Source organism: Pseudoalteromonas sp. SG45-3 (genome assembly GCF_014164075.1).
Lineage (GTDB): Bacteria > Pseudomonadota > Gammaproteobacteria > Enterobacterales > Alteromonadaceae > Pseudoalteromonas > Pseudoalteromonas distincta.
In genome coordinates, this window is sequence record NZ_JACJEN010000003.1 from 179900 (window position 1) to 192503 (window position 12604).

The 12604-nt window shown below is 38.1% G+C and carries 10 protein-coding genes; 5 read left to right on the forward strand and 5 right to left on the reverse strand.

The features are described from left to right. The first annotated feature begins 108 nt into the window (after positions 1 to 108). Complete coding sequence (locus H5126_RS05300) at positions 109 to 1335, forward strand: threonine/serine exporter ThrE family protein (RefSeq protein WP_002960134.1); 1227 nt, start codon at positions 109 to 111, stop codon at positions 1333 to 1335. A gap of 554 nt (positions 1336 to 1889) precedes the next feature. On the opposite strand, the gene poxB is transcribed toward H5126_RS05300, so the two are convergent. Continuing rightward, positions 1890 to 3614, reverse strand: coding sequence for a ubiquinone-dependent pyruvate dehydrogenase (gene poxB / locus H5126_RS05305; protein ID WP_182720921.1), 1725 nt, complete (start codon positions 3612 to 3614; stop codon positions 1890 to 1892). Positions 3615 to 3930: 316 nt separating this feature from the next. On the opposite strand from poxB, the gene H5126_RS05310 reads away from it, so the two are divergent. After that, on the forward strand, positions 3931 to 5586 hold the full coding sequence (locus H5126_RS05310) for an RluA family pseudouridine synthase (protein WP_182720922.1): 1656 nt from the start codon (positions 3931 to 3933) through the stop codon (positions 5584 to 5586). Positions 5587 to 5765: 179 nt separating this feature from the next. Beyond that, positions 5766 to 7685: a GGDEF domain-containing protein gene (locus H5126_RS05315; protein ID WP_182720923.1), complete on the forward strand. Its 1920-nt coding sequence runs from the start codon at positions 5766 to 5768 to the stop codon at positions 7683 to 7685. A 36-nt stretch (positions 7686 to 7721) separates the two neighbouring features. On the opposite strand, the gene H5126_RS05320 is transcribed toward H5126_RS05315, so the two are convergent. Genes H5126_RS05320 through H5126_RS05330 form a run of 3 tightly spaced genes read right to left on the reverse strand, consistent with a single transcriptional unit; the run spans position 7722 to position 8538 of the window. Next, on the reverse strand, positions 7722 to 7940 hold the full coding sequence (locus H5126_RS05320) for a DUF6500 family protein (RefSeq protein ID WP_149603545.1): 219 nt from the start codon (positions 7938 to 7940) through the stop codon (positions 7722 to 7724). A 29-nt stretch (positions 7941 to 7969) separates the two neighbouring features. Beyond that, a complete protein-coding gene (locus tag H5126_RS05325) occupies positions 7970 to 8224 on the reverse strand; it encodes a hypothetical protein (RefSeq protein ID WP_096794392.1) in 255 nt (84 codons plus the stop codon). A gap of 59 nt (positions 8225 to 8283) precedes the next feature. Continuing rightward, positions 8284 to 8538 (reverse strand): hypothetical protein, encoded by a 255-nt coding sequence (locus tag H5126_RS05330; protein ID WP_076924239.1) that lies wholly within the window; start codon positions 8536 to 8538, stop codon positions 8284 to 8286. A 347-nt stretch (positions 8539 to 8885) separates the two neighbouring features. Between H5126_RS05330 and H5126_RS05335 the strand changes: the two genes are divergently transcribed. Continuing rightward, positions 8886 to 9311, forward strand: a complete 426-nt coding sequence (locus H5126_RS05335) for a hemerythrin domain-containing protein (protein ID WP_182716821.1) — start codon at positions 8886 to 8888, stop codon at positions 9309 to 9311. A gap of 94 nt (positions 9312 to 9405) precedes the next feature. Here the strand turns inward: H5126_RS05335 and H5126_RS05340 are convergent, their stop codons facing one another. Then, a complete protein-coding gene (locus tag H5126_RS05340) occupies positions 9406 to 9819 on the reverse strand; it encodes a hypothetical protein (RefSeq protein ID WP_096794390.1) in 414 nt (137 codons plus the stop codon). Between the two features lie 417 nt (positions 9820 to 10236). On the opposite strand from H5126_RS05340, the gene H5126_RS05345 reads away from it, so the two are divergent. Beyond that, positions 10237 to 12597, forward strand: coding sequence for a TonB-dependent siderophore receptor (locus tag H5126_RS05345; RefSeq protein WP_182720924.1), 2361 nt, complete (start codon positions 10237 to 10239; stop codon positions 12595 to 12597). Positions 12598 to 12604: the final 7 nt, after the last annotated feature.

Genomic DNA, 12604 nt, shown 5'->3' on the forward strand with positions numbered 1-12604 from the left:
AGACACACACCAATTAGTGTTTAAAATCGCGCCCATCAAACGTGGGCAGTTTTAGCTGTATTGTCTATATTTTTAGCTTAGTTATCGCAATATTTGGTCCAAAAAGATTTGAAAACTGCAACCTTTACAGAAAAACGCAAATTTATCGTTAAATTGGGTAAAATGCTTCACAAGTATGGTACGCCTGCTTACCGCCTAGAAGCCCACCTAATGGAAGTGGCTACATATTTAGGACTTAAATCGTCGTTTGTTATGTCGCCAACTTCGGTAACGTTTGTTATTTGGACTGATGGCCACGAAGACGAGTACACCCATGTTGCGCGTGTAGACCCTGGCGATCACGATTTAGGCTCACTTGCCGACACCGACGATCTTGTAAACCAAATGCTTGACGACAAGCTAACTTTACAAGAAGTTGACGCCCAGCTAGATGCTATCTACGACATGCCAAACCCATACAATAAACTTGTTACGGGCGTTGCGTTTGCAACTTCTGGTGGTGCGTTTGCAATGTTAATGGGTACTAGCTGGACTGATGTTATTTGGTCATCGCTTCTTACTTTAGTTGTTTATTTGTTTGTGCTTTGGTCGGGACGCTCAAAACGCGTAGCCCATATGCTTGAGCCATTGGTAGCCATAATATCGGCAATACTTGCCTGTGCAGTAAGCGTGTATATAACACCTGAAATAAACATACGCTTGGTGGTACTTTCGGCCATTATTGTATTTATACCAGGTTTAGCACTTGCGCTTGGCTTAGCAGAGCTTGCAGCGCGGCATTTAGTGTCGGGTACAGCAAGAGTCATGGACTCGTTTATGCTGTTATTTAAACTCTATTTTGGCGGTTTTATTGGCATAGGCATTGGCTTTGCACTCTTTGGGCAAGCTGACTTTGTACAACCTGAACCATTACCAAAGTGGACAGCATGGCTCGCCATATTTTTACTTTGTAGCAGCTTAATAGTTATTTTTAGAACCAAACTTAAGCACGCTGTTTGGTCTATTGCATCAGGCTTTATAGCGTATGGCACCAGTATTGGCTCGGCTATGTACCTTGATTACACGTTAGGTACGTTTGTGGGTGCTTTATCGGTAGGTATATTTAGTAACTTGTTTAACCGTGTTGCTAATGCGCCGGCTTCTATTGTGGCCATGCAAGGCTTAATTGTATTAGTACCAGGTAGCAAAACCTATATTGGCTTAAACTCACTCATTGAAGGCCAAGACTTTATATACGCAGAGCATATAGGCCAGCAAACGTTTTTAATATTTATGTCGCTTGTTGCAGGGCTAATATTTGCAAACGTAGCCCTACCGCCTAAAAAGAGTTTGTAACTGATACTGAGCGCTCGCTTTACTTTAATTGAGTAAAGCGAGTAAAACATTAAACTAAAAACAACTACCAAGTAGCAATTGAGGCCAATGCTAAATGTTTTAGCTCATTACATTGCACTTGAGTCAAACTCAAAAACCTCATAGTGATTCCAACGTAAAAACAGTTCAGCGCTTTCTAAATAACCTAAACTCTGGATAATAAATCTATCTCAAGCAGCTATTTTCAGCGCTAACTGCGTTGAATTTACTTGCAATAGGCTAGATATTTGCGTATTCACTGGTGCGTAAACTGCTTTGCTGAGCTTGAATAAGCCATAAAACAGCCAGCGACAGTAAAACCGATTTCCATTTCATTATTGCTCCGTTCCCTCTATGAGTAGAGGTATTTTATGCGTGTTTTTATTAATTTAATGATAAACCATATATTATTTTCTATTTCGGTTCAATCACTTACAAACAGCGGCCTTAGCTTATTAATAATAAAAGATGATAGTGAGGATTATTACTTGGCACTTCCCTATTGAGCAAAAGTACTCAATAGGGAAGTAACTCATTTAGCGTGACCAGTTAGTTTTAGCAAGCTCTACAATCTCGTTTCCTTTGCCGTTTATCAGCGCTTTCATCATGTAAACACTAAAGCCTTTTGCTTGCTCTAATTTGATTTTCGGCGGCATTGAAAGCTCTTGTTTTGCAGTATCGACTTCTAAAACAACAGGTCCTGAGTGGTTCATCATCTCGTTCATTGCCGATGGTAATTTTTCAGGGTCATCCACATGAATCCCTTTTAAGCCGCAGGCCTGTGCAATGTTAGCAAAACTTGGGTTTTCTAAATCGGTATCGCTTGATAAAAACCCACTGGCTTTCATTTCCATAGCCACAAAACTAAGTGAGCGATTATTATATACAACAATTTTGATTGGTAAATTAAGCTGTCTAAGCGAGATTAAATCCCCCATTAACATCGAAAAGCCACCATCACCACACATTGCAATGACTTGGCGGTCTCTATCTACAGATTGAACCCCCATTGCCTGCGACATCGCATTTGCCATAGAGCCATGATTAAACGAGCCAATTAAGCGACGCTTACCATTCATTGATAAATAACGCGCAGCCCACACTGTTGGCGTACCTACATCACAAGTAAAAACAGCATCGTCAGCCGCTTGCTCGTTTAGTAAACGCGTTAGGTATTGCGGGTGAATTAAATTTTGCGAGGTTTTGCCACTGGCTAGTTCATCGAGATCTTGTCGAGACTCTTTGTAGTTTTTAACACTTTTTTCTAAGTGCGAACTTGTCCGCTCACCTTTAATATAATCAAGCAGTGTGGTCACTGAATTTTTTGTATCGCCTAATACGCCACAGTCAATTTGCACGTGTCGCCCGAGTGACGCAGCCTGATTATCAATTTGCAATATGGTGGTATTTTCAGGATAAAAAGCACGATAAGGAAAACTAGTACCAATCATAAGTAACGTATCGGCTTCTTGCATTGCATGATAGCCCGACGCAAAACCAATAAATCCGGTCATACCAACATCGTAAGGGTTATCGTACTCAATAAATTCTTTACCACGCATAGCATGCACTATCGGTGCTTGTAATTTTTCGGCTAGCGCAACAATTTCGTCGTGGGCATCCTTACAACCAGCGCCGCACAACAAGGTTACTTTTTTACTTTTATTAAGATGAGTCGCCATTGCTTCAATATCAGATAAAGCGGGGGTATAAGTTGCTGGTTTTGGCACGTTCCATTTTGGCTTAATAGCTTTAGGCATATCTTTTAATGCTATGTCGCCAGGTAGCACAAGTACACTCACGCCTTTATTTAATATTGCTTGTCGCATTGCTGTTTCTAGCAGGTACGGCATTTGCTCAGGGCTCGACACCATTTCACAATACACACTGCATTCTTTAAATAATTCTTGCGGATGGGTTTCTTGAAAATAACTACTACCAATTTCAGATGAAGGAATATGTGCGGCAATTGCTAATACTGGTACATTATTACGCTGACAATCAAATAAGCCATTAATTAAATGAAGGTTACCCGGCCCACAAGAACCCGCACACACCGCAAGCTCGCCTGATAAATGGGCTTCGCCACCAGCTGCAAATGCGGCAACTTCTTCATGTCGCGTTCCTAACCATTCAATTGTTCCCATTTTTCGCAGACTTTCACTAATGCCGTTAAGTGAATCGCCAGTTACTCCCCAAATACGTTTTACGCCTGCTTGTTCGAGGGTTTTAGTAATAAAACTTGCGATATTTTGACTCATAATATAGAACTCCTAAATATTCAGTTATTCTGTAAATTGATTTTTCGTCTCTGATCTATCAGGTAAGTCATCGTTTCGAAATGCGCTCAATTATTGAGAATCGATAAGCTTAAATATTTTGATAATGATAAATATATTACTACTGAGACTTTACTAACAAACGCCTATGCTTGCTGCGACCCCATACTGATACATAAAACATGAATGTCCGCTTTAAAGTGTTTATGAATATGCGGGTGCGAGATTTTTAGTGGCTTAACTATGAATATGTTATTATGCGCTCAATTATTTTACTGAATGCTTTTCTCTTACTTCTATGTCAAATTCTGCTTCTTGCTTTACATTATTTTCTCAAAATATTGATGCTCTCGCGCTTCCTGAAAAGTTTACTTTCCCTTTTTATTACGAGCCGCAACCATTAGCTGTAGCAGCCACTAAACAATTACAGCAACAACTTGAAACGTTAACGCATTTAAAAGCAGAAAATGCAGGTAAAATGTTTGGGGTTTTAGTGGTGCAAAATGCTAAGCAACAATTAGGCTTTTTAAGTGCTTATTCGGGACAAATTGAAGGTGATAAAGGCAATATTAGTTTTGTGCCGCCTGTTTCTAGCATGCAACTTCAAGATGATACCTATTTGGCTCAAAGTAAAATAATTAACGATATTAATGCTCAAATTGAGCAGTTAGAAAATAGCGAACAACTACTTGAAGTTAATAACAAACTTGATGATGCAACACAGAGCTACCAGCAAGCGCTATTAGCTCAACAGGCAGTAATGCAAGCCGGTCGTCAGCAACGAAAAATACAACGTACTGAAGGTGAATTAGAACTTAGCGAAAGTGATTTTGAGCAGTTAAAAAATAAGCTTGCAGGGCAAAGCATCGTAGAAAAAAAGCAACTGCTGGCACTTAAAGCCTATTGGCAAAATATAATCGAGTCACTGCAGCAAACACACATCAATATTTCTGATGAAATTGCTCATTTAAAAAAACGCCGTAAAACGCTTTCTAAAAGCTTACAAAAAAAGCTATTTGCACAGTACCAATTTTTAAATGCAAATGGTGAAACTACAGACTTAAATGCTATTTTTGCAGCATTACCTGAGCACACTCCTCCTTCGGGTGCTGGCGATTGTGCAGCGCCTAAATTATTACAATACGCCTATAAACATGACTTAAAGCCACTTGCTATGGCAGAGTTTTGGTGGGGAGCAGCACCTAAATCAGCAATTAGGCAGCATAAGAATTACTACCCTTCTTGTTACAGTAAATGCCAACCAATACTTGGGCATATGCTAAAGGGTTTAGATGTTGAAGATAACCCGCTACTTATCAACCCAGCTCAGGGTAAAGATTTAAGTATTGTTTATAAAGATGACGACTTACTTGTGGTAAATAAGCCCGCTGAGTTTTTATCGGTACCTGGCGTTAATATTGATGACTCAGTTTATATGCGAATCAAAACGCAGTTTCCAGAGGCATCAGGGCCACTAATTGTACACAGATTAGATATGTCGACTTCTGGGTTATTGATGATTGCGCTTAATAAACGCGTGCACAAAGCACTGCAAAAGCAGTTTATTGAACGCACCATAGATAAACGTTATGTCGCATTAGTTAATGGTAACGTAGCTGAGGATAGCGGAGTAATTGATTTACCCTTAGTGCTCGACTTTGATGATAAACCGCGCCAAATGGTGTGTTACACACACGGTAAGCCATCACTTACTACCTGGCAGGTTTTAGAGCGTAACAACAATATTACCCGATTACAGTTATACCCTAAAACAGGGCGAACTCATCAATTAAGAGTGCATTGTGCGCACAGCTTAGGTTTAAACATGCCAATTATAGGCGACACACATTACGGGCAAAAAGCCGAACGATTACATTTACATGCAGAATACTTAGCATTTACTCACCCTATTACGCTTAAACGATTAGAGTTTGAAGTAGCCGCTGATTTTTAATAAAACACATAACTACAGCGACTATATTATATAATGTGTTTGTTTTTATTAATTAAATTGATATCGTTTGTGGTCTTATTTTTTCAATGAGAAGTGTAAAAAAAACTGTTCAAACCCAAGTTTATTAAGCACTGTGAATAAGTATTTCAATAATAAAAATAAATCAGCAAAGGATTAACATGGCTAACAATACACAAATAAAGATTTTAGGTAATACTTTATGGGCAAAGTATATTGTTCTCCTTTTATTTTTACTTTTTAGTAAACTTGCCTCTGCTAACGGCGATTCATTAAATGCAACTTCACATGCGCTAGACTTTGACACGACTCAAACTCTCATCAATAACATAAAACTAAATGAATTAGACTATCTTCAAAATGGAGACAAACTCACTCAAGCGTTTAAAATAAGCAAAGATCAAAATTGGGAAAAGCTTCATCTAGAAGCGGCCGCTTTGTATGCGGAGTTACTTTTTAGACAAGAAAAATACACAGCGTTAAATACTCACTTATCCTATTACTTAAAGAACAAAGAGTTACCAAACCAAAAAAGTGTGTATTTATTATTTCTCGAATCACAACTCAAGTCTCTAGCGAGGGATGCAAACCCAGCTCCAGCACACACGCTAGCCACAAAATTAGAAGAGAGCTTGCAACAGCATTCATCTAAAGAAAAAATTATTATTTTACGAGCACTTGCTTACTATTACACCGATACTGATGCATTGAAAAAGACCCTAAATGTTGCACTAGAGGGGTTAGAATTAGCATTAAAAGATGACGACTCAGCATCTCAGGGATACTTTTTTAGAAAAATAGCCGATGCATATAATTATCTAAACGAAAAAGACAAAGCCATATATTATGCAAAAAAAGCGGTTGCAGCATATGAGCAAACACAAGATGGGCTTTTTACTGCAAAAGCATATTGGAGTTTAGGCAATATATTGCTCGAGATAAAGAAACCTAAAGATGCCTTAATATACCTAGACAAAGCATTGCTCTATTTCAAAAAAGTTAATATGCAAAAAGGCTTAACCTTTGCCCAATACTCAATTGCCAGCATTGAGTACTTACAAGCAAACTACGATAAAGCTTTAACTTTAACTAAAGAAAACATTGAGCTTGCTCGTTCTGCAGGTGTTTATGATATGCAACTCGCATCGCTCATTTTGTTAGCTGACATATATATAAAACTAGATTTAATTGATCAAGCAAATGAAGCAAACGATGAGGTGTTTTTAAAATTAGATAAATTCAGCCGCAGTATTTATAAAGCCGATTTTTTAAGTAAACGCTATGAGCTAAAGCGACGCCTTAACTACACTGACGAGGCTTTTGAAGCAATTGAACAAAAGCTCCTTTATACAAAAAAACACTACGAAGCTACCAGTGAAAATAATATAAAAACACTACAGATACAGTTTGAAGTAAAAGAAAAAGAAGAAAAAATACAGCAACTAGAGTACGCAAAAGATATTAGTGAGCTACAAGCTAAAGAAGAATATCATCAAAAAATAATTTGGCGACTTAGCGCTGCTATTGCGTTTATTTTAGTGATTGTTTCATTATTTTTATTTTATCGACAAGCTCGACAACGTCAAAAGTATCACGATATTTCATTAACAGATTACCTAACAAATTGCCCTAATCGAAGAGGAATAATGCGCGCAGCAGAAGCAAAGCTTGATGAAGGTAAAATGACTATAGCAATTGTTGACTTAGACTACTTTAAAAAAGTTAACGACCATTTTGGTCACGATGTTGGCGATTTAGTTCTTATTGCCTTTGCAAAAGCTGCAAGAGAAACACTAAGTGGTGATCATCAGTTTGGCCGCTACGGCGGCGAAGAATGGTTGTTTGCACTAAATTCGGTTGACGAACTAGCTATTCGAGATATATTTGACCAGCTAGCCACTAGGTTTACCGAGCATTGTAGTAATATAAAAGACCTTCCTTGTGATACAAAAATCACTTTTAGTGTTGGAGCCTCTGTAAGTAACCCTTTAAAAAGCACACTAGATGTTCTTATTAAGCATGCAGATAAATTACTTTATAAAGCAAAAGAAAACGGAAGAAACCAAGTCGTTGTTGATTAAATAAACACAGCTAGAAGTACTTGCTCAGTTAATTGACTAAAGTCCATCTGTAACCATCTGTTTAATTTTATGTGCTTTTACAAAATGATCTAATTTATGGGTGTGTATCCACCAAGTAGCAGCTTCCATAAGTAGCTCTGGGTCGTCGTTTTTATTAGCAAAAAATGCATAAAAAGAAAGCCCTACATTTTCGCCTTTAACTGCTATTTTTTTATCGCACACGGTAATTATTTTTGCTCTTAGTTCTTCCCTCATACATACCTTATTTAATTATATTTTTACTATTAAAATACGCCATTTAAAAAGCTAACGATTAGCTGTAAAAGGCTTCTATCAACCAAGCCATGATTCTCAAGCTCTTTATTAGGCGTATTTACTTTTGCAGCTTTGCATTCATTATCTAATGTCTCATTTTTAAGTGTATCGGTTTCGTATGCAATATCTGCTTGTTCCATACATTTTGCCGAGCCTGCGTAAGGCTTTGCCGCACAAGCGCTTAGTAATAAAAAAAGTGGAATTGCTATCAATAATTGCTTCATAACTAATCCTATTTTTACGCAACTTATTTACTTTAAATTACAGTTGCAAGTTAGCCTATTTACTTTTCTACCACCATTACAAAAAATTCAAAAAAGAACGTACCGATGGCATCAAAAAAAGTGTTATTTTTTTCATCCTTTTTAATTTGTGCGCTAATGCATTGATTGTAAACCTGTGAGCTTGTTTGAGCGCCATTTCGATCAACCATTTCAGCCTCTTCAATGCATAAGTTAGGGTCAGAACGCGGGGCTGTACTACATGCACTCAGTAAAGCGCACAGCAATAATGCGGCGACGGGGCTTTTTATGTTCATCCTTAAACTATCCTATTCAGTTAACGTGCTACCTGCATTTATACCTATATGTATTATATGTGGGAGTAATACATATAGGTTGTACCTAAATAATGTTGCTACTTTATCACTGCAATAAAATCAACAACCAGTAAATATTTGTAAGGTTCTGTAGGGATTTATACTCCCTTTATAATTGAACTATGTAAAATCCTGAAATTATTGCATTCATATCACTGTAAAATTTACAGTGATATGAGCATAAAAATAAAAAATCAAAATAAAAGCAATAAAATACATCAACTTAATATTTGGCATTTAGTTTGCACATTAGTGATATAAGCAAATAAATTGTAAAAGGATTAGTTATGAATATTTTTGAAGCACTACGTCACGATCATGACAAACAACGAGAATTAGTAGATGCGCTTATTCAAACGCACGGCGAAACAGAGCAGCGCCACACGCTAATGGACGAGCTAAAAACAGAACTAGAACAACACGCAAAATTTGAAGAACGTTACTTTTATAACCCACTTATGTTTGATGACTTAACTCATGAAAAAGCGCGCCACAGCGTAGCTGAACATCACGAAATTGATGAATTAATTGAACAACTTGAAGATACCGAAATGAGCTCGTCTGCATGGTTAGTTGCAGCTAAAAAGCTACACCATTTGGTACATCATCATTTAAGTGAAGAAGAACACGAAGTGTTTCAATTAGCGGGTAAAGCACTTACCGAAGGGCAAAAAGAGAGCCTTGCTGAGCAATACAACGACGCAATGCATTAGTTGCATAACATGCAAACCGACTTCCACACACTCCCTGTGTACTTATTGGTTATAAGCCTTATGGCTTATAACCAATTTTTTTGCATGTACTTTATTACTTTACAGTAAATTTCACGTCTTGGTCGCGTAGTAAGTAAAGTGCAAAACACGCAGCCCACATTGGCCATGCAGTAAAGAATAATAAGTTATTAAAGCCATCTATGTACTGGTTGTAAGATGAAAGCGTAGACAAACCATGCATCACAAAAATCACACCATAAGTAATGCGTTTTTTAATACCCGCTAAAAATGCTAAAACAAGCACTAACTGCACCGCACCAATAATGTAAGCCACTATATCTGTAGAGCCACTAATACCGTAAAAATGTTCAAAAATACGTGCGCTATGTCCAGGATTAACAAACTTATCGAATGTCCACATAACCATTACAATAAACACGCCTAAACGCAAAGATAAAAGTGACCACTGCAAACGGTTTTGCACATCAGAATTCATTGAACCTGTCATAAAATTTCCTTAAATGAATATTAATAAACTTAGAAGTAACCTAGACCGTATAAGTTATTTTTTATTTCAAAAATTTTTAATTAAATTCATTAGTTAAGCCATGCAGTACTAAAAGTGAAGCTTATTTAAGTAATTTAAAAATGCTGCATAAAAGTTAACTCTTTTAAAATGTTAGCAGGTTGAAAGTAGTCTATAATTAAAAATTCTATTAAAAGCATATATTTACATTCAGTCTAGTACAATCGCTGTATTAATATTTTATCAACTAATAAAACAATACTACTTAATTACCATCTTTATAATGCATCTGTTTTGTTATGTTCTAAAAAACAAAAAGAATCAAAATTTTACTGAAAGTTATTTTTAATCCTTTCGGTCTTTATCGCCAACAACATTTTAACCGTAGAGAGAAAACGTTTGAAACACGCATATTTAGCACTTTCCCTAGCCACCATATTAAATACACCACTTAATGCTTTTGCAGCCGAAGAATCAAAAACAGCAAAAGAAGGCGCAATTGAGCGTATTGAGGTGGCAGGCCAAGTTATTAAATCTCAAGGTCTTTCGGTTAAAAATGCCACTGTAGACGGCCCTTTTGGCGACAACTTAGCTCTACAAGATATAGCCCGTTCAGTAACACCAATTTCAAGCGAGTTAATAGAACAACTCAATATTACGACTTTACAAGATGTACTTGCAGTAAGTCCTAATACCTATTCAGCCAGTGGTTTTGGAGCACCTAGTTTACCTACTATTCGTGGGCAACTAGGTGAGCTTTTCCAAGATGGTACACGCCGCCAAGCAGGTAATAATGGCTTCGGTGTGCCGTTATCGTTCAACTCTGTAGAACAAATAGATGTAGTAAAAGGCGCGCCACCGGTATTATTTGGTTCAAGCCAACGCAACGGTGGTTTTGTAAACTTACATTCTAAAAAAGCATCAACTGACGACAGTAAAGGCAAAGCAACGGTATCTGCAGGACGATGGGATCAGTACAGTGTTTTAGTTGATTACAGTGCACCTATAGTAAAAGACAAAGTAGGCTTTAGAGTAAGCGCTGAACACATTGATAACGGCAGTTACTACGACTTTTCGGGCACGAAAAGCGACAGCCTATTTGCAGCACTTAGGGTGTTACCTGATGACAAGAGCAGCTGGGATATTAACTTTGAGTTATACCAAGTTGAATTTACCGATAACGCAGGTATTAACCGCCCTACTCAAGCGCTAATAGATAATGGCCTTTATATTACCGGCCAAGGCGTGCAAGTAAATGGCAGTACAGTTCCAGCGGCAGGTTCTATTGTTTCACCTACTGGGCAAGTAAAAATAGACCGTAGTACAGTACTTACCGACCCTGACAATCAAAACGAAGCCACTACTTATTTACTACACAGTATTTATAAGCGTGAACTTTCAAACAACGCATCAATAAAAAACATTACGTATTTTCAGCACTTACAACGCGAAGAAATTGCACAAAATAGCTTTGTTGAAATTATAGATGGTGCCGATACCGCGCAGAACCGTACCGAACTGACTTACCAATGGAGCAACGAACAGCAAACAATTTTTGCTTTTGATGTGCGTTACAACCGCGTGCTAGGCTACAGCCAATTTACAACAGAAGCCGACCTACCTATTGATTTAACTGGCCCAATTTCAAATCGCCGCATTCCTTTAACTGATTCACAACAAGCGCGTTTAATTGAAATTAGCCCAGGTGTATTTGTATCCCCTGGTGGTCAGTACGATATTAATAACGATGGCAGCGGCGACTTTAACTTATCAGACACTACCGATTCGCGCTCATGGCAAACGGGTTTTGCTATTCAGCAAGATTCAGATTGGACAGATAAGTTTCATACAAGTGTTGGCTACCGCATTGATTTTTATGACGTAGACGCGCACGACCCAATAGCACCAGAGGGTGAAATTGCAGCGAGCGATAGCATTAACGATAAGCTACATTCGGGGCAAGTAAGCTTTAATTACCGATTAAATGGTGATTACACCACTTATGGTGCAGCAAGTTACAACGAAGCCACATCAAATAGCATGGCTGGCGGCACGTCTCTTGGTGGTGACAACACGATTAGCGCGCAAAACTTTTCAACCGAAAATACCTTAGTTGAATTCGGTTTAAAATACGCACCAACCGACAGTGATTGGTACGCCGATGGTGCAGTGTTTAGCCAACGTCGTAGTTTACGTAATCGCGATGGTAGTAATACCGGCATTCGTACTACCGGCTTTGAAAGCCAAGTATTCTATGATGCTTACCCTTATTGGTTAAGTGCCGGCTACAGCTATATTGACGCTCGCTACGATAATTCTGCAAGTAGCCAAGATTCAGCGCAAGTAGCAGATGCATTTGACAACTCACGTCCAGATATTATTGCAGGTACCAGTGTTGGCGCACCTAGCTTTACCGCGTTTGCACCTTCAAACCGCCAAGTTCAGGGCATCCCTGAGCAATCTTTCAGCTTTAACGGAAATTATTCAATTAATTCGAAATGGCAAACGGGTTTTTCAGGTCTATATACAAAGAGTTACCCATTAGACTTTTTGGCGACAGTAAAAATTCGTGATCAGTACACCCTAAACGTAAATACTAGCTATGCTTTTACGCCTAATACCAAGTTACGATTAGATGTGAACAACGTGACGAATCAAAAAAACTGGCGCCCAGTATTTGAAGGCGGTTACTTTGGTGCAACTTTAGCTTTTCCTGAGTTGCCAATTAACGCCAAGTTAACCCTTACGCATAGTTTTTAAGAGAGAG